This is a genomic window from Micromonospora fluostatini (assembly GCF_050410825.1).
Lineage (GTDB): Bacteria > Actinomycetota > Actinomycetes > Mycobacteriales > Micromonosporaceae > Micromonospora > Micromonospora rosaria.
This window is the reverse complement of sequence record NZ_CP191251.1, coordinates 2,432,310-2,456,155: the sequence shown is the minus strand read 5'-3', so window position 1 is coordinate 2,456,155 and position 23,846 is coordinate 2,432,310. Positions and strand designations below refer to the sequence as shown.

Annotated in this window: 17 protein-coding genes; 4 read left to right on the top strand and 13 right to left on the bottom strand. The window is 75.7% G+C overall.

Features of this window, described 5'->3' with window-relative positions; all coding sequences use genetic code 11:
* Nucleotides 1-5 precede the first annotated feature (5 nt).
* The 6 genes from ACQUFX_RS10525 to ACQUFX_RS10500 form a co-directional block, all read right to left on the bottom strand.
* Nucleotides 6-776 carry an ABC transporter ATP-binding protein gene (locus tag ACQUFX_RS10525; protein WP_428965816.1) on the bottom strand — a complete coding sequence of 257 codons (771 nt, stop codon included), beginning with the start codon at nucleotides 774-776 and terminating at the stop codon, nucleotides 6-8.
* Nucleotides 776-1,909 carry a FecCD family ABC transporter permease gene (locus ACQUFX_RS10520; RefSeq protein ID WP_428965815.1) on the bottom strand — a complete coding sequence of 378 codons (1,134 nt, stop codon included), beginning with the start codon at nucleotides 1,907-1,909 and terminating at the stop codon, nucleotides 776-778. Before ACQUFX_RS10520 ends, ACQUFX_RS10525 begins: the two co-directional genes overlap by 1 nt.
* A 477-nt stretch (nucleotides 1,910-2,386) precedes the next feature.
* Nucleotides 2,387-2,953, bottom strand: a complete 567-nt coding sequence (locus tag ACQUFX_RS10515; protein WP_428965814.1) for a copper resistance CopC family protein — start codon at nucleotides 2,951-2,953, stop codon at nucleotides 2,387-2,389.
* A gap of 19 nt (nucleotides 2,954-2,972) precedes the next feature.
* Nucleotides 2,973-4,202: a Dyp-type peroxidase gene (locus ACQUFX_RS10510; RefSeq protein WP_428965813.1), complete on the bottom strand. Its 1,230-nt coding sequence runs from the start codon at nucleotides 4,200-4,202 to the stop codon at nucleotides 2,973-2,975.
* Complete coding sequence (locus tag ACQUFX_RS10505) at nucleotides 4,199-4,807, bottom strand: copper chaperone PCu(A)C (RefSeq protein ID WP_428965812.1); 609 nt, start codon at nucleotides 4,805-4,807, stop codon at nucleotides 4,199-4,201. Before ACQUFX_RS10505 ends, ACQUFX_RS10510 begins: the two co-directional genes overlap by 4 nt.
* 108 nt (nucleotides 4,808-4,915) lie before the next feature.
* A complete protein-coding gene (locus ACQUFX_RS10500) occupies nucleotides 4,916-5,560 on the bottom strand; it encodes a substrate-binding domain-containing protein (protein WP_428965811.1) in 645 nt (214 codons plus the stop codon).
* Here ACQUFX_RS10500 and ACQUFX_RS10495 point away from each other — a divergent pair.
* A complete protein-coding gene (locus ACQUFX_RS10495) occupies nucleotides 5,517-5,891 on the top strand; it encodes a hypothetical protein (protein WP_428965810.1) in 375 nt (124 codons plus the stop codon). The genes ACQUFX_RS10500 and ACQUFX_RS10495 overlap by 44 nt on opposite strands.
* Nucleotides 5,892-5,952: 61 nt before the next feature.
* On the opposite strand, the gene ACQUFX_RS10490 is transcribed toward ACQUFX_RS10495, so the two are convergent.
* Nucleotides 5,953-7,467, bottom strand: coding sequence for an amidase (locus ACQUFX_RS10490; protein WP_428965809.1), 1,515 nt, complete (start codon nucleotides 7,465-7,467; stop codon nucleotides 5,953-5,955).
* A gap of 125 nt (nucleotides 7,468-7,592) precedes the next feature.
* Here ACQUFX_RS10490 and ACQUFX_RS10485 point away from each other — a divergent pair, with 125 nt between their 5' ends.
* Nucleotides 7,593-9,734: a helix-turn-helix transcriptional regulator gene (locus ACQUFX_RS10485; protein ID WP_428965808.1), complete on the top strand. Its 2,142-nt coding sequence runs from the start codon at nucleotides 7,593-7,595 to the stop codon at nucleotides 9,732-9,734.
* A gap of 839 nt (nucleotides 9,735-10,573) precedes the next feature.
* Nucleotides 10,574-12,139, top strand: a complete 1,566-nt coding sequence (locus tag ACQUFX_RS10480; RefSeq protein WP_428965807.1) for a pectate lyase family protein — start codon at nucleotides 10,574-10,576, stop codon at nucleotides 12,137-12,139.
* 192 nt (nucleotides 12,140-12,331) lie between these two features.
* On the opposite strand, the gene ACQUFX_RS10475 is transcribed toward ACQUFX_RS10480, so the two are convergent.
* From ACQUFX_RS10475 to ACQUFX_RS10450, 6 genes are all read right to left on the bottom strand, one after another.
* Nucleotides 12,332-14,107 (bottom strand): ATP-binding cassette domain-containing protein, encoded by a 1,776-nt coding sequence (locus tag ACQUFX_RS10475; RefSeq protein WP_428965806.1) that lies wholly within the window; start codon nucleotides 14,105-14,107, stop codon nucleotides 12,332-12,334.
* A complete protein-coding gene (locus tag ACQUFX_RS10470; protein WP_428965805.1) occupies nucleotides 14,107-15,813 on the bottom strand; it encodes an ATP-binding cassette domain-containing protein in 1,707 nt (568 codons plus the stop codon). The genes ACQUFX_RS10475 and ACQUFX_RS10470 overlap by 1 nt, the downstream gene beginning before the upstream one ends.
* 73 nt (nucleotides 15,814-15,886) lie before the next feature.
* A complete protein-coding gene (locus ACQUFX_RS10465; RefSeq protein ID WP_428965804.1) occupies nucleotides 15,887-16,048 on the bottom strand; it encodes a hypothetical protein in 162 nt (53 codons plus the stop codon).
* Between the two features lie 121 nt (nucleotides 16,049-16,169).
* Nucleotides 16,170-17,960, bottom strand: coding sequence for an alpha/beta hydrolase family protein (locus ACQUFX_RS10460; protein ID WP_428965803.1), 1,791 nt, complete (start codon nucleotides 17,958-17,960; stop codon nucleotides 16,170-16,172).
* On the bottom strand, nucleotides 17,957-20,611 hold the full coding sequence (lanL, locus tag ACQUFX_RS10455) for a class IV lanthionine synthetase LanL (RefSeq protein WP_428965802.1): 2,655 nt from the start codon (nucleotides 20,609-20,611) through the stop codon (nucleotides 17,957-17,959). Before lanL ends, ACQUFX_RS10460 begins: the two co-directional genes overlap by 4 nt.
* An 833-nt stretch (nucleotides 20,612-21,444) precedes the next feature.
* A complete protein-coding gene (locus tag ACQUFX_RS10450; RefSeq protein WP_428965801.1) occupies nucleotides 21,445-22,332 on the bottom strand; it encodes a DMT family transporter in 888 nt (295 codons plus the stop codon).
* Between the two features lie 49 nt (nucleotides 22,333-22,381).
* Between ACQUFX_RS10450 and ACQUFX_RS10445 the strand changes: the two genes are divergently transcribed.
* Nucleotides 22,382-23,785, top strand: a complete 1,404-nt coding sequence (locus tag ACQUFX_RS10445) for an aminotransferase-like domain-containing protein (RefSeq protein WP_428965800.1) — start codon at nucleotides 22,382-22,384, stop codon at nucleotides 23,783-23,785.
* Nucleotides 23,786-23,846: the final 61 nt, after the last annotated feature.

Genomic DNA, 23,846 nt, shown 5'->3' with positions numbered 1-23,846 from the left:
TCGGCTCACCCGCCCGGCATGTCGTACAGCAACTGGGTCGCCCCGGTGCGGGGGTGCGTGACCACCACGGCCGTCACCCCGAAGACGGCGCGTACCAGGTCGGGGGTGAGCACCTGCGTCGGCGGCCCGACCGCGACCAGGCGGCCCTGGTCCAGCACGGCGATCCGGTCGCAGACCGCGGCGGCGAGGTTCAGGTCGTGCAGCGCCACGAGCGTGGTCAGCCCGGCCCGCCGGAGCAGGCCCAGCAGGGCGAGCTGGTGGCGGATGTCGAGGTGGTTGGTGGGCTCGTCCAAGACGAGCACCCGGGGTTGCTGCACCAGCGCGCGGGCGATGAGGACCCGTTGGCGTTCCCCGCCGGAGAGGGTGAGCACACTGCGGTGCGCCAGGTGCGCGACGTCGAGCCGGTCCAGGGCCTGCTGGCACAGCTCCCGCTCCGCACCGGTCACCTGCTGGTGGTCACGGCGGTGCGGCGCCCGGCCCATGGCGACCACCTCGAAGACGGTGAAGTCGAGTTCCGCCCGCTGCTCCTGGGTCAGCGCGGCCACCCGGCGGGCGGCCCGACGCCGCGGCATCCCGTGCAGGTCCTCGCCGTCGAGCAGGACCCGGCCCACGGTGGGGGCCAGGGCCCGGTACACGCAGCGCAGGGTGGTGGACTTGCCGCTGCCGTTCGGCCCCACCAACCCCACCACCTCGTCGTGGCCGACCCGCAGGCCCAGCGCCGCCACCAGGTCCCGGCCGTCGACCGTGACGGTCAGGTCGTCGAGTACGAGCTCCATCAGCGTCCTCCGAACAGGTAACCCCGACGCCGCATCAGGGTGACGAAGACGGGCACCCCCACCAGGGCGGTGACCACCCCGATCGGCAGTTCCAGCGGGGCGACGATCACCCGGCAGAGCAGGTCCACCCAGACCAGGAAGACGCCCCCCACCAGGGGCGCGACGACCAGGACCCGCCGGTGGCCGGAGCCCACCAGCATCCGGACCAGGTGCGGCATGATCAGCCCCACGAAGCCGATCACCCCGCTGACCGCCACCAGCACCCCGGTCACCGCGGCGGTCAGGACGAACAGCCGCCGCCGGAACGCGGTGCTGTCGATGCCGAGGCTGGCCGAGGTCTCGTCGCCCATCGAGAGCACGTCCAGCGACCGGCTGCTGCGCCAGAGCAGCACGAAGGCCACCGCCGTCACCCCGGCCGCCACCGGCAGCGAGGTCCAGTTGGCGGTCCCCAGACCACCCAGCGTCCAGTACAGGATGGTCCGGGCGGCGTCACCGCGCGGGGAGAGGAACACCATCAGGCTGGTCACCGCCTGGAAGGCGTACGCCATGGCGATGCCGGTCAGCACCAGCCGCAGCGGCGTGAGGCCGGCGGCGCTGCGGGCCGCCACGAAGACCAGCGTCGCCGCGGCGAGCGCCCCGCCGAAGGCCGCCACCGAGAGGGCGTAGACGCCCAGCGCGGCGAACATCCCGAACACCGCCACCAGGCACGCGCCGACCGACGCCCCGGACGAGATGCCCAGCACGTACGGGTCGGCCAGCGCGTTGCGGACCATCGCCTGGGTGGCCGTGCCGACCATGCTCAGGCCACCGCCCACCACCACCGCCAGCAGCACCCGGGGCGCCCGGACGTCCCACACGATCGAGTACGCGGTCACCTCGTCGGCCCGGATCGACCCCCCGGTCAGCGCCGCGCCCAGGTAGCGGACCGTGTCCGGCAACGGCACACTCGTCGGCCCGAGGGCGATACCCAGCAGGACCGAGGCGACCAGCACCAGGGTCAGGACCAGGACCATCGGCAGCAGGGGGCGGCCCGCCGGGGCGCCACCCGCTCCGGGAGCCGCCGCAGCAGCCGGTCGGGGAGGTGCCGCCGCCTCCCCGGCCACCCGGCCGGCCCGGTGCGGTCCAGAGCTCATCGGCTGTCCTCTCTCGTGACAGGGTGCGGTCGCCGTGCGGGCACGTCCGGCCGACCACCGGGCCGGACCGGCACCCGGCCGTCCGGCCTCCCCGGTGGACCGGTCGCCGGTCGGCCCGAGAGCCCGCCCACCATAGGTCGCGCCGGCGATCGACAAAGTTCCATCGAGAGGGGAGGTCGTCGACCGGGCCACCGGCAGCGCCCAGGTGGTGGCCGGGCCGGGATCACCGCCGCCAGGGCGCCACCGGCCCGCCCGGCCAGCACCAGGACGGCCAACCCCGGCGCTCCCGCCAGCAGTCCGGTACCCCAGCCGGCCCAGCCCCGCCGCTGCGCTGGCCGATGTCCGGGGCGGAGGCGGTGGGGCCAGCCGGCGCGGGGCGGTGACGGGTGTGCGGCATGGCGGGTCCTGGCATTCGGGAGGACGGGCGGTGCGCGCGACCGGGCCGGGGATGCCGGGCGGTGGCTGCGGAGGCGGCGGTCAGGGCGTGCGGAGGCGTCGACGCCGCAGCGCCACGGCCGTGACCACGGCCCCGACGCCGGCCACCCCGACGAGGCCGGCCACCAGGGCCGGGGCCGGGGGGCCGCCGCCGGCCGCCCCGGACGCGGCGGCGGGGCTGGCCGGCGGCGGGGCGGCGTCCGCCGGCTCGGGCGCGGTGGGGTCGGCCACGGTGAACCGGTACGCCCCCTGCACCGGGTGCCCGTCGGCGGACACGACCCGGTACGCGACGGTGTAGGTGCCGTTGCCCAGCGGCTGGTCGATGGTGATGCTGCCGGTCGGCCCGGTGACGGCCGGCTCGCCGGTGGCGACCCGGCGCTGGCCGGCGTCGCTGAGCACGATCGTGGTGAAGGCCGGGTTCAGCGGTTGCAGGAACCGGAGCGTGACCTGTGCCGGCGCGGTGGTGAGCCGGGCGTCCCTGGTGGGGGTCGAGGACTGCAGGGTGTTGTGCGCGGCGGCGGGGGAGGCCGGCGCCAGCGTCAGCGCCGTGGCGGCCAGCGCGGCGACGACGACGCCACGCACGGTCGGACGGCGGGCACGGGTACGCATCTCGGAGCGGTTCTCCTGGTCAGGCGAGTAGCTGCTGCCCGACCCAGCCCCCCTCGGGGCAGCCGGGCGGGATGGCGAAGACGGCCGAGCCGATCGGGGTGGTCCACTCGTTGAGCAGGTCCCGCTCGGCCAGCCGGCGTTGGATGGGCAGGAACTGCCGGGCGATGTCGGCCTGGTACGAGGCGAAGACCAGCCCACTGTCGGCGGTGCCGTCGGCGGCGGGTACCCCGTCGTAGTTGTAGGGGCGGCGCAGGATCCGTAGCCGGTCCTCGCCCACCCGGGCCCGGGTGAGGTGCGCGAAGTCGGGGATGACGGTGAGCCCGGTGGGGCCGACGGCGGCGAAGTCGGGTTCGTCGTGTTCGTCGGTGCCGGTCAACGGCGCACCGGTGTCCAGGCGGCGGCCGACCGCCAGTTCCCGGTCGGTGCGCCCGAGCAGGTCCCAGGTCTCCATGTCCATGCTGATCCGCCGTACCACCAGCGTGGTGCTGTCGCGTAGCCAGTCCGGCCCGTCGGGCACCCACACGGCGGTGTCGAGCGGTCCGCCGGGTTTGGGGTTGGCGGTGCCGTCGAGTTGGCCGAACAGGTTGCGCTGGGTGTGCCCGGGTTCGGCGCCGGCGGCCCGGCGGAAGCCCTGCTGCACCCAGCGGACGGTGGCGAAGGGACGGCTGTCCTTGACCAGGACCCGTTGGGTGTGGGCGACGGTGAGCGGGTCGTCGGCGCAGATCTGCAGCAGCAGGTCGCCGCCGGACCAGCGGGTCTGGAGCCGGTCGACGGGGAAGGCCGGGAGGTCGGCCACCGACGGCGGCCGGCGGTCGTCGACCCCGGCGGCGGTGTAGAGGCCGGGGCCGAACCCGAAGGTGACCGTGAGGCGGGCCGGCAGCAGGCCGAGTTCCGGTTCGGTGTCGGCGAGGGCGGGCCGGCCCTGGGTGAGGCGGGCGGCGTCGTCGGAGAGCAGCCGCAGCATCCGGCCCAGCGCGGCCCGGTCGGTGTTGGGGTGCAGGGTGAACGCGACGAACGCGGCGTGGGCCTGCGCCTCGGTGGCGACCCCCGCCTGACGGGGGCCGTGGAACGGCTCGACGGCGGTGCCGATCCGCGCCACCGGCTCCGCCCGGACGGCGCGTACGTCGGCGTCGTCGGCGCGCAGCGCGGTGACCGCGGCGGCGCCGGACAGCGCGCCGCCGGCGGCCAGTGCCCCACCGGTGAGCAGGCGCCGCCTGCTCACCGGCCGGGCGGGGGAGGTGCCGGTCATGCGTGCGGGCTCGTGCTCGGCCCGGGGGTGGCGCTCGTGCCCGGCATCGGCTCACCGTGACCCGGGGCGTAGCTCTCCTGCGCGCCGGTGAACGGCTTCGCCACCGCCGTGAACGTCTGGGTGCGGCCGTCGGCGAAGGTGAGGGTGAAGGTCAACTCGTCACCGGCCCGCACCGGCTCCCGGAGATCCATGAGCATCAGGTGGTCCCCGCCGGGCTCCAGGAGGTGCTCGCTCCTCGCCTTGATGACGATGCCGCCCTCCTTGGCCTGCATGACCATCTTCCCGTCCTTCATGGTCATCTCGTGCAGCTCCATCGGGGACACCTCGGTCGTCACGGCGGTGAGGGTCACGTCGGTGTCGCCGTCGTTGACGAGGGTGCCGAAGGCCGCCGTCATGCCCGTGTCGGCGGCCTTCACCCACGGGTCCCGGACGCCGAGCACACCGGCGGCGGCGCCCGGGGCGGCGGACGTCGCCGCCGGGGCGGATCCGGGCGCGGCGGGCGCCCCGTCGTCGGACGACCCGCAGCCGGCGACGGAGACCGCCAGGACGGCGGCGGCGAGCAGGACCGCGGGGCGCAGCGGTCGGCGGACGGTGGTGCTGGGCATGACGGTTCCCCTCGGACGGTGGTGTCGTAGGGGTGGTCGGCGCGGTGCGGGCGGAAGTTCCGGCGGTAATCCTGATCACGGCGACCGGTGGGGCCGGTCGCTGTCCCCTCAGGTGCGCGGCGGCGGGGCGGTGCTGGCCCGGACGGTGAGCGTGGTGGCGAGTTCGACGCGGCGTTGCGGTGCGTGGTCACCCCGGCCGAGGCCGAGCGCCAGTTCGGTGGCGGCGACGGCCATCTCGACGAGGGGCTGGTGCACGGTGGTCAGGGGCGGGTCGACCAGGGTGGCGATGGGCAGGTCGTCGAAGCCGACCACGCTCAGCTCCGTCGGGATCCGCAGCCCCAGCTCGCGGGCGGCCTGGTAGACGCCGAGCGCCTGCAGGTCGTTGCTGGCGAAGACCGCGGTGGGCCGGTCGGGGCGGCGGAGCAGGGCGCGGGCCGCCGTCTGCCCGTCGGCCGTGGTGAGCCGGGCCCGGGCGACGAGGTCCGGGCCGACGGGCAGGCCGGCGGCCTCCAGCGCCGAGCGGTACCCGTCGAGCCTGGCCCGGCAGCACAGGATCCGGTCCGGTCCGGCGACGATGCCGATCCGCCGGTGCCCCAACTCGATCAGATGGCGGGTGGCCGACCGGCCGCCGGCCCAGTTCGTGGCCCCGACGAAGGGGAAGTCGTCGGGCAGTTCGACGGTGGGGTCGAGGACGACGAAGGGGACGGCCGTGCACGCCCACTTCTCCCAGGGGGTTCCCTGGCGGATCGGCATCACCAGCCACGACCCGCCCACCCAGGCGAACGCCACCGGCACCACCGGCTCCTTCGCCGTCCCCACCCAGTTCCGGGGCGGCCAGCTCGCCACCATGGAGGCCGTGTACGCCGACGGCACGCCGGCCGGGCCCGCGAACTGGACCACCTACAAGGAGTTCTGGCAGCACTTCCAGCCCGACTACACCGCCAACACCATCATCCTGAAGCCGGAGTTCTTCGCCGAGGTCACCGACGGGACGGTCGACCTGACCTTCCACTTCTGGAGCGGAGCGAAGACCACCTACCGGTTCACCAAGTCCGGTACCTCGGTGACCGGCAGCCCCCGGTGACGCGCGACGGTGCCGTGGCCCCGGCCACGGCACCGTCCCCGCACCGGAGCCGCCACCCCGGCTACCCGGCGCACGCCGGGTGCCGGTCCGCCCACGGCCGGGCCTGTTCCAGCACCGTGGCGAGCCGGATGAGCAGGTCCTCCCGGCCGTACGCGGCCACGAACTGCACGCCGACCGGCAGCCCGTCGGCCGACCAGTGCAGCGGCAACGACATCGCCGGCTGCCCGGTCGCGTTGAACGGGGAGGTGAAGCTCACGTACTCGCCCGAGGCCAGGAAACCGGCCAGCGGCCGGCCCGGTACCGGCCGCAGCTCGCCGAGGCGCGCCGGGAGCCGGGGCAGGGTCGGGGTGACCAGGAGGTCGTAGCCGGGCCGCCGCCCGCCGCAGGTGCCGTCCCCGTCGTGGTTCCACCAGGCGGCGACCCGCCGGCACCACGCGTGCAGCGCGTGGAGCCCGTCGAGGTAGGCGACGGCCGACACGTCCCTGCCGTACCCGGCGAGCGCCCAGTTGTCCTGGTCGAGATCGTCGGCGGTGAGCGGACGGCCGATCGCCCGGCCCCAGCGCACGATGTCGAGGTGCTGGAACACCGGCATCAGGACCTGCGCCTCGGCCGGCGGTTCGTCGAGGGCGGCCGGGCGGGCGACCTCCACGATGTGCCCGAGCTCGTCGAGCAGCCCGGCCGTCGCCGTGACCGCCGCGACGACCTCCGGGTCGAGGGTGCGGGACGGGTGGTCGAGCTGGACACCGACGCGCAGCCGGCCGACCGGCGCGCCGACCTCGTGCGCGTACGGGCGCGTCGGCGGCGGTGCCGTGTACGGGTCACCGGGGGCCATGCCGCCGACGGCGTCGAGGATGCCGGCGATGTCGCGGACGGAGCGGGTGAGGGCGGACTCGTGCGTCATGCCGGCCCACGCCTCGCCGATCTCCGGGCCGAGCGAGATCCGCGCCCGGGTCGGCTTCAGCCCGACCAGGCCGGTCGCGCTGGCCGGGATGCGGACCGAACCGCCCCCGTCGTTGGCGTGTGCCGCCGGCACCATGCCGGTCGCGACGGCGACGGCGGAGCCACCGCTGGAGCCGCCGGGGGACCGGGTGAGGTCCCACGGGTTGCGGGTGGGGCCGTACGAGTCCGGCTCGGTCGTCGTCCACGCGCCGATCTCGGGCGTGTTGGTGCGACCGACGAGCACGAACCCGGCCTGCCGCAGCTTCGACACCAGCCAGGTGTCGGCGGGGGCCCGCCAGTCGAGGTCCTTCAGGAACCGGGTGCCGTAGTGGTAGGGATCGTCCTCGCTCTGCTGGAACAGGTCCTTGACGGCGAAGGGCACCCCGGCGAACGGCCCCGTCGGGCCGCGCGCGGCGACCGTGCGCGCCTTCTCGAAGCTCGTGTGGATGAAGGCGTTGACCTCGGGGTTCAGCCTCTCGATCCGCCCGATCGCGTGCTCGACGAGCTCCCGGGCGCTGATCTCACCCGCGCGTACGAGCTGGGCCTGTCCGGTCGCGTCGAGCCAGGTGACGTCGTCCATGATGTCCTTTCGCCGGGCCGGTGCCGCCGGCTCGGCCGTGAACCGGCGTGGGGTCACCGCCCGGCACAGCGTCGTCCCCACCGGTCGGCCCGACAAGGCGCTCCGGCCGGGCCGGCGGCACTGCCTAGGCAGCGTCGAGGCACGGTCCACGGGGGCCGTGCCTCCTCGTAGGCTGCCTCGTGATGACCGGCCCGGCCCGCCCCCGCCCGGTGCTCGCCCGGCGGCTCGAGACCGCCGCCTGGCGGCACCGGCTGACCGTCGTCCGGGCCCCCGCCGGCTGGGGCAAGTCACGCGGGCTGGACGACTGGATCGCCTCGTCGTCGCGGCGCGACCGGATCGCCCGGGTCGACCTCGACCCGTGGTGCGCCGACCCGACGGCGTTCTGGTCCCGGGTGACCGAGGCGCTGGCCGAGGTCGACGACCGGGTCGCCGCATCGCCCCCGCCACCCGCCGGGGCGACCGACCGCCGGGCGTGGCTGGCGGCCCTGGCCGCGGTGGGCCGGGCCGCACCGGTGGACGTCGTGCTGGTCCTCGACGCCTTCGAGCACGCCGACACCCCGACCGTCTGCGCGGACCTCGGTCTGCTCCTGTACGGACGCTCCCGGCTACGGCTCCTGCTCGCGGGCCGTACCCGGCCGGGCCTCGCCCTCGCGCGTCTGCGGGCGGCGGGCACGCTCGCCGAGATCGGCGTCGAGGACCTCGCCTTCTCGGACCACGAGGCACGCGCGCTGCTCGACGGCGCACCCACCGGCCACGTCGAGGAGACGGTCCGGCGCGCGGAGGGCTGGCCGGTCGCCCTGCGGTTCGCCGCCACGCCGCCACACCAGCGGCTCGGCGGCGACCACCCCCACCTGTACGACTACGTCGTCGAGGAGGTCCTCGACCCGCTGCCACCGGACACGCGGCGGTTCCTGCTCGACACCGCCGTGCTCGACCGGCTGGGCGGCCACCTCTGCGACGCCGTCACCGGCGGCGGGGGCGGCGCGGCGCACCTGGCCCGCCTCGACCGGGCGGGCGTCTTCGTCGTGCCGCTCGACCGGCGTCGCGGCTGGTTCCGGTACCACCGCCTGTTCCGGGAGGCGCTGTGCCGGGCCGCGACGCTCGACGGCGTGGACCTCGTCCGGGCCCACCGTCGGGCCGCCCGGTGGTTCGTCGACCACGGCATGCCGGACCACGCGGTGGCGCACCTGCTCGCGGCCGGTGACGGGGCCGACGCCGGCGACCTGATCGCGACCGCGTACTGGCGCATGCTCGACACCGGCCACACCTCGACCGTGCTGGGCTGGCTCGACCGGCTGTCCCCGGAGCACCTGCACGCCGACGCCCGGCTCCTGCTCGCGCACGCCTCGGCGAGTCTCTACGCCGGCCGTACCGGGGACGTGCACCGGGCCCTCGCCCTCGCCGCGGCGGCGCCACCCCGCGCGGGCGCGCTGCCCGACGGGTTGCCGTCGGTCGACGCCGGCATCGCCCTCGGCCGGGCCACCCTCGCCGCGTTGCGGGGCGACGTCGGCGGGGCGGTGCGCGGGGCGCGGCGGGCCCACTCGATGCACGGGCCGGAGCACGTCACGCAGCGGGCGAACTGCGAGATCATCCTCGCCGGGCTGGCCTACTACGCCGGCACCGACGCCGACGCCGAGCACCGGCTGACCGCGATCGTGCAGTCGGCCACCCCGATGCGCAACACCGTCGCCGAGGTCGCCGGGCGCGCGATGCTCGCCCGCGTCCGTGCCGACCGGGCCGACCTCGGGGCGGCCCGGGAGCATCTCGCGCGGGCCGACGCCCTGCTCGGGTCCCGGTTCGCGGTCGCGCCGTTCGCGGCGCGGGTGCTGGCCCTGTGTCGCGCCGTGGTGGACCACCGGTCGGGCGCTCTCGAGGCGGCGGTGACCGGGTACACGCGGGCCCGCGACCTCTCGACCGCCGCCGCGGACCGGATCACCGCCGCCGACGCCGTCCTCGGCCTCACGGAGGTGGCGCTCGACACCGGCCGGGCGGAGGCCGCCCGGTGCTGGTTGGGGGAGGCGGCGCTGCTCCTCGACGGGTGCGTCGACCCGGGGCGCCGGCTGCGTGCCCGGCAGGCGGCGCTGAGCAGGCGTCGCGCGACGCAGGTGGCGGCGGACCCGACCGCCGGTGGGCTGCTCACGGCCCGGCAGGCGGCGATCCTCCGGGCGGTGGCGCGCGGCCTGTCCGACGCCGCCATCGCGGTGGAGTTGGGTGTGAGCGTGCGGACCGTGCACGCCCACCTCCGGGGGATCAACGCGCGACTGAAGGTCCACTCGCGATCCGCCGCCGTCGATGCCTACCGGGCGGCCGGCGGCCCCGCCTGACCGGCTCGACCCCGCCCGCAATGGGGCCGTCCGGTGGCCGTTGCCGGCACGTCGGTGCCGGGTCGGCGGGGTCCCGGTCCGGCTCCGAACAGTGACCGGGTCACCGCCCTGAGCACTGCAAAAAACCTGCAAACACTAGGTCTTGCCATCTCGGAAAACGCTTTCCTACCATTGGGTTACATTGATGTTTCATTGTGGGGTCAGGTAGGAGTTCATCGAGCGATGCCACTGGCTGGTGCGGGTCGGAGGGTGGTGTCCGCGCCGCTACCACAGCAGGGGAGAGACTGATGAGACGCAAACCGTTCGGGGTGGACACCGCCTACGCGCTCGACGCGGTCCCCGCCTCGGCGACCACCCCGACCGCCGCCACGACGGGGCGGTCGAGCCGCCACCGACCCCACGCACGTCCCGGATCAGGGTCCCGTCGCGCCGCTCACCGCCGGGTCGCCGGCGACGACTCCTCGTAGTCGACGACGCCGTGGCGGGCGCGCACTGCGCCGGCTCCGGCGACCACCGTCCGGGGTGACGCCCGCTGCTCGGGCGACCCCGGCACCCACCCACTCCACCGCTGCGGGCCGCCGCGGCAGCTCCCGCCTGCCCTCCGGCGACGGCGCGAGCGGGGGAGCGGACGGCAGCAGGCCCGGCGGGGCCGCGCGGCCGGCGACGCGACGCACCGGGGCGTCGGCGGCACCACCGACCGACCCACATCGAACACACGAGCCCCACACCCGGGTCGACCAGCGACCTGCCCGGCGACAGGCGACGGCGGCGGCGACCGCCGCACCCACCCCGGGATGTGGCAGCACCATCCAGCGTTCAACGACGAAGGTGAGGCGAGGATGAGACGACCAGTCGCCCTGCGAGTGCAGGCGGGGTTGGCCACCGTGGCCGTCGGGGCCGCGATCGGCCTGACGATGCAGACCCCCCAGGCGTCGGCAGCGACCGGCAGCGCCACCGGCTACGCCACCCAGAACGGGGGCACCCGGGGTGGCGCGGGCGGGCAGACGGTCCGGGCCACCACGGGTACCCAGATCCACGCGGCCCTGTGCAGCCGGGCCAGCAGCAGCACCCCGATCATCATCGAGGTGCAGGGCACCATCAACCACGGCAACACCACCAAGGTCTCCGGGAGCAGTTGCAACACCGCCGCCGGCGTGATCGAGCTGAAGGAGATCAGCAACATCACGATCGTCGGGGTCGGCAGCGGTGCCGTCTTCGACCAGATCGGCATCCACATCCGGGACTCCAGCAACATCATCATCCAGAACGTGACCGTCCGGAACGTCAAGAAGTCGGGCTCGCCCACCTCCAACGGCGGCGACGCCATCGGCATGGAGAGCACCGTCCGCAACGTCTGGGTCGACCACGTCACCCTGGAGGCCTCCGGTGGTGAGTCGGAGGGCTTCGACGGCCTGTTCGACCTGAAGGACAACGTCCAGTACGTGACCCTGTCCTACAGCATCCTGCGCAACTCCGGGCGCGGCGGCCTCGTCGGCTCCAGCGAGAGCGACCGCTCCAACGGCTTCATCACCTACCACAACAACCTGTACGAGAACATCGACTCCCGTACGCCCCTGCTGCGCGGCGGCATCGCGCACATCTACAACAACCACTACGTGAGCCTCCACGAGTCCGGCATCAACTCCCGTGCCGGGGCCCGCGCCAAGGTGGAGAACAACTACTTCCGGAACTCCAAGGACGTCCTGGGCACGTTCTACACCAGTGAGGCCGGCTACTGGCAGGTCGCCGGGAACATCTTCGACAACGTGACCTGGTCCAGCCGCAGCGGTGACACCAACCCGGCCGGCCCCAACCCGACGTCGAACACCACCGTCAGCATCCCGTACTCCTACCGGCTCGACGGGGCCAACTGCGTGCCGAACATCGTCAGCCAGACGGCCGGCGCCAACAAGGGCAACCGGGTGTCGGACGGCAACTGCACGCCGACCACCCCGACGCCCGGCCCGACCACCCCCACCCCCGGCCCGACCACCCCCACCCCGGGGCCGACCACGCCCACCCCGGGCCCGAGCAACCCCGGCGGCACCAACCTCAGCCTCGGCGCCGGCGCCGACGGCTCCAGCAAGGGCAGCGGGACCAGCTACGGCAACGTGATCGACGGCAACCTGAACACCTACTGGTCGCCGAGCGGCTCGACCGGCCAGATCTCGGTCAAGTGGGGCACCGCCACCCGGGTCTCCCGGATCAACATCCGCCCGGCGTCCGGCGGCGGCACCATCGGGTCCTGGCGGGTCCTCAACAACGACACCGGGGCCGTGCTGGCCAGCGGCAGCGGCGCGGGCGGCGTCATCTCGTTCGCCGCGACCTCGCTGCGCAAGATCACCTTCGACATCACCGCCGCGAGCGGCACCCCGCGCATCGCGGAGTTCGAGACCTACTCCTGACCGCCGAGCACCACGCCGGGACACCGCACCACGATCCGTCCGACCCGGCACGGTGACCACCATCCACACCTGACCGTCCGCGCAGGGGCGGGGGCCGTCGACACGCCGGCCCCCGCCCCTGCGCTGTCCACCGCCGACCGTCACCCTTTCCCGGCCCCGGCCCGGCGCCGGCCGGTGGGTGCCACCGGCCCGTCACCCCTGCTGCCAGTAGCCGACCAGGTCGGCGTAGCGCTGGTGCTGTGCCAGGAGCTGGTCGTGGGTACCGATCCGCACCTGCCCGTCGTCGACCAGCGTGACGAGGTCGGCGCGCAGCGCGCTGCTGATCCGGTGGGCCACGACGATCAGCGTGCCGCCCCGGCGGCGCATCTCGGCCTCCGCGGCCTCCTCCGCCATCGGGTCGAGGTGGCAGGTGGCCTCGTCGAGGACGACGACCGAGGCGGGCGAGAGCCACGTCCGGGCGAGCGCGATCCGCTGCCGTTCCCCGGCGGAGAGCCCCCCGCCGCCGGGCGGCAGTTCCCCGTCGAGGCCCCCCGACCGGGCCACCACCGGGGCCAGCCCGAAGCGGCGCACCGCGTCGGCCAGCTCCGCCGTGGTCGCCTCGGGCCGCAGGTAGGCGAGGTTCTCCCGGACCGTGCCGGCGAAGACGTAGCTCTCCTGCGGCACCACGGCGACGACCCGCCGGAGCATATCCGGGGGCCACCGGTCCAGCCCGGTGCCGGCGAGGGTCACCTGACCCGCCCGGGGGTGACGCAGACCGGTCAACAGCGCGGCCAACGTCGACTTCCCGGCGCCGCTGGGCCCCACCACGGCCAGGTGCGTGCCGGCCGGTACGGTCAGCGCCACGTCCGCCAGCACCGGGGCGGCCCCTGCCGAGTAGGCGAAGGTCAGGCCGGTGGCCCGCAGGTCGGGCGGCCCCACCGGGGCGGCGCCGCCCGGGGCCCGCCCGGTCCGGTCCGGCCCGGCCGAGGTGGCGGCGGCGAGGCGTTCCCCAACCAGCCCGAGCTGCACCAGCCACCCCGCGCCGCCGGAGACCATGAACCCCACCGCCGGCGCCAGGCCGTGGACCAGGTACACCACCGCGCCGACCAGGTCACCGGAGGTCAGCCCGAGGGTCCGGGACAGCCACGGGGCGAGCAGCAGCAACACCAGCACCGGCGCCTGGACGGTGAGCATCGGCAGGACCGACCGCCACCAGCCGAGCCGGTTGACCCCGGCCGTAGCCGCGGCCGTCGCCTCGACGGCCGCCACCGCCGGCCGCAGCGCCTGCTCCCGCGCGCCGCACGCCGCGACGTCCCGGGCGGCGGCCAGCACCTGCCGGCTGGTCTCGCCCAACCGTTCCCCGGCCAGCAGCAGGTGCCGCTGCCGACGGATCAGCCGCCGCAGCACCGTCAGCCAGAGCGCCCCGCCGAGCAGGAGGAAGGGCAGGACCGCGAGGGTGACCACCGGTACCAGGGTGGCCAGGCCGGCGACCGCGAGCACCATCGTGACGGTCGTCGAGAAGGCGGTCCGCAGCAGCGCGACGACCAGCCGGCGCACCGCCTCCACGTGCTCGGTGGCCTGCACGGCCACCGCCCCGGCCCCGTCCCGGGCCGTCTCCTCGGCCACCACGCGGGCGAGTCCGGCGCCGATGACCAGGGTGACGAGGCGGTCCCGCAGCGGCTCGGCCACCCGCGCCATGACCGGCAGCAGCGCCTGCGCCACGTACGCGCCGGCCACCCCGAGCAGGGCGAGCCCGGCCAGCCAGAGCACCCCGGTCGCCGGGGCCCCGGCCAGGAAACCGGCGTCGACCGCGCGGGACACGGCCAGGCCGGAGAAGAAGGCCGGAGCACCGGCCAGCACCGAGCCCAGGGCCAGCCGGAGCAGGTCGGCGCGGGCGGGACGGAGCTGCCCGACCAGGAGCCGCCGGCCGGCGGCCGGGGTGGCCGGGGCGCAGCCGTCACCCGACGGCACGGTACCGGTGGTGGCCATCAGCCGATCCGCTCCGGCTCGGGGCGGACGGGCTGACCGAAGACCCGCCGGTACTCCTCGTCCCGCCAGAGCGACCGGTGCGGCCCGTACGCCCGCAGCCGGCCCCCGTCGAGCCACACGACCAGGTCGGCCGCCGCCGCCGTGGCGGCCCGGTGGGCGACCAGCACCGCCGTCCGGCCCGCCCACGCCCGCCGCAGGGCGGTGTGCAGTTCGGCCTCGGTGGCCGTGTCGACGCTGCTGGTCGCGTCGTCCAGCACGACCAGGTCGGCGTCGCCGACCAGCGCCCGGGCGATGCCGAGGCGTTGCAGTTCGCCGCCGGAGAGGGCCAGCCCGGACAGCGGTGTGTCGTAGCCGTCGGGCAGGCAGCGGACGAAGTGGTCGGCGCGGGCCGCGCGGGCCGCCGCGACCACCTCGGCCCGGCCCGCCGACGGCCGGCACGCCGAGAGCGCCTCGTGGACGGTGGCACCGAAGAGTTCCGGCCGCTCGAACGCGTACACCACCCGCCTGCGCAGCTCCGCCGACGCGATGGCGCGCAGGTCGACGTCGCCGAGCAGGACCTGCCCGGCGTCGGGGTCGGCGAGCCGGCCGACCAGCCCGCAGAGCGCGGACTTCCCGGCCCCGGAGCGGCCGACCACGGCCACCCGGCCGCCCGGCGGGATCTCCAGCGTCACCGCGTCGAGGACGGTGCCGGCGTCGTGGCGTACGGTCGCCCCCACCAGCCGCAGGGCCGCCGGGCCCGACGGTGGCGGCTGCGGTACGGCCGGCTCCGGCACCGCCTCCGGGTGGGCGAGCACCTCGTGGACGCGGCGGGTCCCGGCCCGTACGTGCAGGATGCCGCCGACCGTGTCGACCTCGTCGAGCAGGCCGAGCACCAGGCTGGTGTACCCGAGGACGGCCACCAGGTCCCCGGCCGCGATGTGGCCCTGGTACAGCCGGATGCCCGCCACCGCCAGGACCGTCGCCTCCAGCAGGGGCTGGAGCACGGACACCCGGAAGACGAGCCGTCGTTGCGCCGTCCACTGCGCGGTGGCGGCGGCCCGCAGCTCCGCCAGCGGGCGCAGCACCCGGTCGGTCTCCCGCTGCACGGTGCCGCTGGCCCGGATGGTGCGGGCGCCCCGGCAGGCGTCCACGAAGCGGGCGGCCAGGTCGGCGGCGGCCTCCCGGTACCGCAGCAGCGGCCCGGCGAGGTCCAGGACGAAGGCGCGCACCACCACCGCGCTCACGGCGACCCCGGCGGCGAGGACCAGCGCGGTCGGGCCGTCGACGACGGCCAGCGCGACGAACCCGGCGAGGCCCACCGCCACGCTCAGGCCCACCTGCACCGCCACCGGCAGCAGCGCGCCGGGTTGCCCGGCGTCGGTGCTGACCCGGGAGACGAGGTCGCCGACCGGGAACGGCTGCCGGTGCGGCGTGCCGAGCCGCAGGGCGTGGCGCAGCAGCCGGGTCCGCAGCAGCCGGGTGGCCCGCACCGCCACCACACCTGCGGCCACCGCGCTGGTGGCCCGGACCAGGGTGCCCCCGACCAGGACCAGGGCGAGGACCAGCAGCGGCGTACCTGCCGGCTGGCCCGCGATGGTGGCGTTGACCGCGGCGGCGAAGGCCGCCGGTTCGGCCACGGTCAGCACACCGGCGGTGACCGCCAGTCCGACGTGGACCATGGCGGGGCCGGGTGCCGCGCCGACCGCCTGCCAGAAGAGGCGACGCATGGTGCTGCTCCTCGATCCGGCGGGTGGTGGCTGCCGGCCCGGTCGTCACCGGGTCGGCAGCCACCACGGTCGGTCACTTGGGGCTGACCGTGGTACGGGCGCAGCTGGCCGCACCACAGGTGTAACCGCAGCTGTCACTGCAGGTCACGGTGCACGGCGAGACGATGCTCAGACCGACCTCCGAGGAGACCGGCTCGAGCGCCGGCAGCTGCTGGAGATCCGCGACGTCCATCATGGTTGATCACCTCCTTCCGGGGCTCGGAGCGGAAACACCCGTCGGTCACCTCGGTCCGGCGACCGACGGGAGGCCGGGGTGGGGCGGTCGCGACCGGTCCGGTGCCGGGACCGGCGCGGGGTCAGGCATCGGCATGGTCCAGGTGCCCCTGCTCCCGGACCACCGGGTCGTGGTGCGGCTCCCGGAGGAAGTCGGCGATCGCGTCCCAGGCCGTGGGGCCGTCGACGTCGTGCCCGACGTCGTACTCCCGGTACCGCACCGCCGGCCCGCGCGCCGCGACGAGGGCCGCCGCCAACTCCCGGACGTGCCCGACCGGGATCTGCTCGTCGTGGCGGCCGTGCAGGAGCAGGATCGGGGCGCGGGTCCGGTGGCCCAGGCGGAGCAGGTCCCGGGGGCCGAGACCGGCGTGCGGCGGGTCGGTGAGACCGCCCAACTGCTCGATCATCCGCCGTACCGTCGGCTCCGCCTGCCGGTGCAGCCGGGCCGCCGAGGAGAACGGCGCGACGGCGGCGCACCGCTGCCACAGCCGCGGTCCGGCGGCGGCGGCCAGCAGCGCGAGGAAGCCGCCGTAGCTGCTGCCCACCAGGGCCACCCCGGACCCGTCCCCGCGCAGCGCGCGCAGGTGCCGGCCCACCGCCAGGACGTCGTCGAGGTCCGGCCCGCCCCAACCGGTACGGATCGCCGCGGCGAAGGCGTGGCCGTAGCCGACGCTGCCCCGGGGGTTGATCGCGAGCACCGCCACGCCCTCGGCGGCGAGCTGGGCGAAGAACGGGTGGTAGGCGAGCTGCCAGGCGCTGGACGGGCCGCCGTGCAGGGCCACCACCACCCGGGGCCGCTGCCACCACCGGTCCCCGCCGTAGGCGATCGCCTCGATCGGCCCGGCCGCCCCGGGCACGGTCACCACCCGTGCCTCCCACCGGGGGCCCGACCCGGCGTCGGTGTCGGTGTCGGCGGGCCGGTCGCCGGCCGGTCCCAGGTCGAGGAAGGTCAGTGGTACCCGTGGGGTGGTCCACGGCACGACGAGGCGTCGCCGGGTCCACACGGGCCGGCCGGCGAGCGCGCCCGGTGGCACCGCCAGGGTGTCCCGGCGGTGGCGCACGACGTCGTAGCGGTGCAGCAGGGACCGCACCCCGCGCCGCTCGTGGGCGAGGATCCGGTGCCCGTCCGGGTCGACGGCGACCGCCTCGACGAGCCCGTCGGGGGCGGCGAGGTCGTCCGGGAAGGCCCACCGTTCGCCCCGGCCGGGCCGGGCGTACCCCAGCCGTTGTACGCCGCCGACGTCGGTGTGCACGACGCCCAGGCCGGCGCCCGGGTGCCAGGCCTGGAGGGTGTCGTTGCTGTGGCCGGTGACCTCGAACAGGGTCCGGTCGGCGCCGGTGACCAGGTCCACCTCGACGGCGGTGTGCGGCTCGCCGGACCGGCTGCGGCCCAGGCCCAGCCGGCGGCCGGCCCGGTCGGTCCACACCCCGCCGGTGTACGCGCCGGGCAGCGCGATGACGGCGGTCGGGGTGGGGCCGTGGGTGACCAGCCGGGCCAGGGTCGTCCGGGTGCCGTCGTAGGCCAGGACCCACGGCCGGCGGTCCGGGTCACCGGGCGCCGGGGCCAGCAGCCGGACCGCCTGGCCGGCCCGGGTGGTGAGCCGGGTGCGGGTCAGGGTGGCGCAGTCGACCGTCCAGACGGTGTGCCGGCTGCCGCCCCCGCCGCAGATCAGCAGCCGCCGCCCGGTCGTCGGCACCAACTGGTCGACCGGCTCCACGGCCAGCGGGGTGGGGCGGGGCGTGAACGTCGCCCCGTCGCGTTCCCACAGCTCCACCGTGACGGCGTCCCCGTCGAGGCGGGACGTCGCCGCCCAGCTCGCGTCGGCGGCCAGGTGCACGCCGAAGCGTGCCGGGGCCCGGGTCGCCGCGCTCACGACGCCACCCCTGCCGTCGCGGCGACCGGCGGGTGGAAGATCCTCGGGCCGCCGTACCGCAGCCGGAGCAGGAACGCCAGGTGACCGGCGAGCCCCGCGCCGAACTCGGCGGTGACCTGCCCGCCCGTCTCGTTGGGCGGCACCGCGTGGCCGTCGCGGTAGGTCCGCCGGTCGTACAGCGTGCAGGCGATCTCCTGCGCCCAGGCGCGGTGCCGGGGATCCCCGCTCGCCTCGGCCAGGTCGAGCAGGAAGTCCCCGTCACCGGCCAGGCCGTGGCAGTACGCCGTGCCGGATCGCCACCGCTGCCGCAGCACCGCCCGCGCCGCCCGGTCGGCGAGGTGCAGGTACTCGGGGTCGCCGGTGGCCGGGTACAGGCGGGCGAACAGGGTGCCGACCCCGGAGGAGCCGTTGCACCAGTGGTGGAGCAGGCCGGGCTTGCCCGCCGCCTCGTACCAGACCGCCGTGTCGTCGCGGTGCTCGGCCAGCTTGACGAGGGTCTGTCCGCAGCGCTCGGCCAGCTCCGTCAGGTCCGGGCGGCCCAGGCGCTGGCCGGCGGCGAGCAGGAACGTCCCGATCCCGGCGGTGCCGTGGCCGAAGCCGTACGAGCGGTAGCCGGCCAGTGCCGAGTCGAAGTCCCGGGGGATGGTCCAGCCGACGAGGTCCCGGTCGGGGTCGACGCTGTCGACCAGGCCGTCCGCCACGTCGGTCACCGCCTGGGCGAGCCGGCTGTCCCCGGTGTCGCGCCAGAGCAGGAGCAGGGCGGTGCCGAGCCCGGCGGCCCCGTGCGTGATGTCCGGGTTGGGCCACCGCCGGGGCAGGTCCGCCAGGAGCGCCCGGGCGAGCTGCCTGGTGCCGGGGCGGTCGAGCAGCGTACCGGCGTCGTGCAGGGCCAGCGCGGTGCCGGCGGCACCGAAGTAGAGGCCGGGCAGCCGGTGCTCCTGCGTCCGCAGATGGTCGATGGTCCAGTCGGCGACCTCGCCGACCAGCCGCCTCGCCACCGGGGACGGTCGGTGCCGGTGCAGCCGGGACAGGACGGCGAGCACGCCCCCGGCCCCGTGCTGGACGGCACAGGGTTCGGTGTCGTCGCCGAAGGCGGTGCTGCGCCAGAGCCGTCCCGCTGCGGTGTCCACGGTGGCCGCCAGGTGGGCCACGGCACCGTCGAGCAGGGCGTCGAGGTGCGCGGCGGGCAGCGTGCGGAGCCGACCGTACGCCTGCTCGGCGCTCGGCGGACGCCACAGGTCGACCGGGCCGGGGGCCGGGGTCGGCCGGTGGGCGGCGATGGTCGTGGTGACCTCGTCGAGGCCCGGCCGCCGGGCCGGGTCCTCGCTGAGCAGGGCCAGCAGCAGGCGCGTCACCGGCTCCGGTGGTGCCACGGCGCGGTGCGGTGGGCCCAGCCGCGCCGCGACCAACTCGTCGTGGCCGCGCCCGCCGGGGCTGTCCCGCAGCAGCTCCGGCGTGGTGCAGGTGGCCAGGTAGAACAGGACCGCGCCGAGGGAGTACAGGTCGGCGCTGGGATCGGGGGCGGCGGCCCGGAACTGTTCGGGCGCGCTGAAACCCGGGGTGCCGCCGTGCTCGTGGATCGGGGGCCCGCCGTGGTCGAAGTGGGCCATCTCCAGGTCGACGAGCGTCATCGTGCCGTCCTCGCCGACCAGGATGTTGTTGGGGCTCAGGTCGCGGATCACGACGTGACAGCCGTGGACGGCGCCGAGCAGCCGGGTCAGCCGGTCGGCCATCCGCCACCACTCGTCCAGCGACAACCCGTCGCCCCGGTGCAGCCGGTCGGTGACCCACCGGGCCAGCGGGACACCGGGCACGTGGGTCTCGACCAGGAACACGTGCTCCTGGTCGGTGAAGAGATCGACCAGCCGGGGGACGCTGCCCAGGTGACCGAGCCGGCGGAGCACGGCGGCCTCGTGCCGCAGTACGTCCCGCACGTCGCGGCCGTGGTCGTCGGTGGCGACGTGCGGCCGGCTCTCCTTGACCACCACGACCGAGCCGGTCTCCCGGTCGTCGGCGAGGTACACGCCGCCCTTGTTCGCGTGCCGGATCGCGCCGGTGATCCGGTACCGGGAGTGCAGGACCGCCTCGGCCGGGCGCGGCGGGGCCGCCGGGCTCGGCACCGGGGGCGCGGCCCAGGGCGGTGGGCTGTGGAAGGCCTCCCGCCGGTCGACGACCGGGTTGCCCTCCGGGTCGAGGATCAGGTACCGGTAACTGCCGTCGTGGTCGAGCTCGCGCAGGCCGATAAAGGCGCCGTAACGGTAGTGGACCAGACTGCCCGAACGGAGTCGGGCGTCGGAGAGAATGCGCGGCCCGGCCAGTCCTTCCGTCGCTTCGTCGAGGCGTTCGGCGAGAGTACGGAATTGCTCGTCGTCGACCGGGTAGGCGGTCAGGAACTTTCCGGACGAGCCGCGCGGGGCGCGGACGTCGTTGAGTTGGCGCAGGATGTCGCCGGTGGCCGCGTACTTGAACTCGCAGCCGGCCTCGACCAGCACCGGGGCGCAGGCGGCGAGGACCCGTTCGGCAGAGTGGACGGTGGCCGAGACGTGCAGTTTCCAGCCCTGGAGGCGGGACATCGTCGCGGCCGGCCGGACGTGGGTCCACGGTCGCCGGGACTCCGTCCGCCAGCCGTCGGCGGTCAGCCGGGCGGCCACCGACGGCGGCAGTCGGTAGGCATTGTCTCCGCCTTCTCTTCCACGCCCAGCAGACATGCGGAAATCACCTGTCCAATGCAGGTAGGAGCCCGGGTGTCGGGGTGCCGCAGAGGTGTGAGGCACGCTCGTAGGGACACCTTATCCAGCGACGAACGGCAATGAAACAAGCAAAAAATTCAATTGCTTGGTGTGTCCCTCTTTGTCGGGGAGGGGGTGATTCCCGGAGTGCGGTGAACAACATCGGAGAAACAAGCCTGTAATGTGTATCAAACGAGCTCGATCGTCCTCTGCCCGTCCGCCGGACGGCCCCCGCGCCGCGTCGCGGTCCGACGCCGTTCAATCGACCACCGACGTCGCCTGACCTCCTGGCTCATGGGAATCCCCACCGAACCGATCGGCGGCATGCCCCGTTCGCCGGAGCTCCTTGCCGGCCTCCGGTCGACGGCCTGGACACCTCGCCCCCGACGGGGTCCTCATCCCGTTCGCCGGCGGGCACGTCCGGCAGCCTCCCCGCCTGACCGGTGTCACCGTCGGTGTCACCGACCCGATCGACCCCGTCGTGGAGACCCCCGAGCAGGTCCGGGACCGGGTCCTGCGCGCCGCCGAGCACCTGCCGCCGGACCGCCTCGGCGCCTGCGACGACTGCGGCCCCGCGCCGTTCGGCGACGACGTGGCGACCTCCCGGGAGGCCGCCTGGGCCACGGTGCGCGCCCGCATCGAGGGCACCGCGCTCGCCGCCCGCGCAGTCGGGCGTCGCAGCCGTCGCTGCGGCGACCACGCTGACCAGGCAGAGCAGCGTCGGTGCCCGCCAGGAGCGAGCGGACCCGGGCCGGTCAGGCCGTACCCGACGCAGGTGTCCGTGCGGCGGCCCGGGTGCGTTGCGTCAGCACGACACAGGCCAGCACCAGCAGCGCCGTCGCGACCGAGGCCGGGGCGACGGTCTCGCCGAGCAGCAGCGCCGACCAGAGCAGGGTCAGCACCGGCTGGGCGAGCTGCACCTGACCGGTCCGCGCGACACCGCCCCGGGCCAGGCCCGCATACCAGGCGAAGAAGCCCAGGAACATGGAGACCACGGTGAGGTAACCGAACGCCGACCAGGTCACGGCGTCGGCGCGCGGGCTGGTGGCGACCGTGGCGACGACGGTGACGGGCCCGGTGACGGGCAGCGCGAGCAGCAACGCCCAGCAGATCGTGCGCGCCCCGCCCAGGTCCCGGGCGAGCGCACCCCCCTCGGCGTACCCCAGACCGCAGAGCACCACCGCCGCGAGCAGGAACAGGTCGGGCAGTGCCAGCGCGCCGTGTACCGCGCCGCTGGCGCCGAGGAAGGCGAGTACCGCCACCAGCCCACCGGCGCTCGCGACCCAGAACAGCAACGGTGGCCGCTCGGCGGCCCGCAGCACCGCGCAGACGGCGGTCACGGCGGGCAGCAGGGCGATGACGACCGCGCCGTGCGCGGCGGTCTGGGTGAGCAGCGCCAGCGAGGTGAACAGCGGGAAGCCGACGACGACGCCCAGGGCGACGACCGACAGCCGTCGCCACTGGTCGCGGGTGGGCCGGGGCGCGCCGGTGAGGCGCAGGTACGCCCAGGCCAGCAGCGCCGCGCCGACGGCCCGGCCGAACGCGACGAACCACGGGTCGAGCTGCTGCACGGCGACGCGGGTGGCCGGCAGGGAGGCGCTGAAGGCGAGCACACCGAGCGCGCCGAGCGCGAGGCCGGTCACCCGATCCGCTGTCACCGTGGGGCGGGCGATAACGCTACTATTACCTGTCATGAATGACGGTAACGCAGCCGACCGCGTTATCCAACACCTGCGTGGCCTCGTGGCCGGCGCGGCTCCCGGCTCGCGGCTGCCCTCGGTCCGCGAGCTGACCGCCCGGCACCAGGCCTCACCGGTCACCGTCGCCGAGGCGATCCGGCACCTGGTGGCCCAGGGGTTGGTCGAGACGCGATCCGGCAGGGGCACCTTCGTGGCCACCGCGCCGGGCGAGCGACCCGCCGCCGACCTGTCCTGGCAGACGGTCGCGCTCGGTCCCCGCCGGCCCGGCGAGGAGGAGATGCGGGCACTGCTGGCGCTCCCGCCCGCCGGCGCGATCCCGCTCTCCGGCGGCTACCTGGACGCGGACCTCCAGCCGGCCGCCGCGCTCGCCGCCGCGCTCACCCGCGCCGCCCGGCAGCCCGCCTCCTGGCAGCGCGGCCCGGCCGAGGGCCGTGAGGACCTGCGCGCCTGGTTCGCCCGGGAGTCCGGGGCCGGGCTGCGCACCGACGACCTGGTGATCTGCCCCGGCGGGCAGTCCGCGTTGTCGACGGCGCTGCGGGCGCTCGGCGCCCCCGGCGACACCCTGCTCGTCGAGTCACCGACCTACCTGGGCGCGCTGGCCGCCGCCCGGGCCGCCGGACTGCGGGTGGTGCCCGTCCCCGCCGACGCCGACGGCGTCCGGCCCGACCACCTCGCCGACGCGTTCGCCCGGACCGGCTCCCGGCTGTTCTACTGCCAGCCGCTGCACGCCAACCCGCACGGCGCGACCCTGGCCGTCCACCGCCGGCGCCCGGTCGCCGAGGCCGTCCGCGCCGCCGGGGCGTTCCTGATCGAGGACGACTACGCCCGCGACCTCACCCTCGACGGGGACGCCCCGCCACCCCTGGCCGCCGACGACCCCGACGGGCACGTCGTCTACCTGCGCTCCCTGACCAAGTCGGCCGCTCCCGGGCTGCGCGTCGCCGCGATCGGCGCCCGTGGCCCGGCCGGTGCCCGGCTGCGCGGGGCCCGGCTGCTCGACGACTTCTTCGTCTCCGGCCCCCTGCAACAGGCCACCCTCGACATCGTCACCGCCCCGGCCTGGGCCCGCCACCTCCGCGCCCTGCGCGTCGCGTTGCGGGCCCGCCGCGCCGCGCTGTCCGCCGCGCTCGGCCGGCATCTGCCGGACCTCGGCCAGCAGCCGGTGCCGCGCGGCGGCCTGCACCTCTGGGTCCGTCTGCCCGAGGGCACCGACGACGTCGCGCTGTCGGCCGCCGCGGCCACCGAAGGCGTCATCGTCTTCCCCGGCCGCCCCTGGTACGCCGCCGAGCCCCCCGCCCCCCACCTGCGTCTCACGTACGCCGCGGCTCCGGTCGAGCTGATGGACGAGGCCGTCCGCCGCCTGGCCCGGGCGCTGCGCGCGGCGTCGACCGCCTAGCCGACGGTCGACCCGCCCCGCGCCTCGGGCCCGACGCGCCGATGGGCGGGGGGTACCGGGG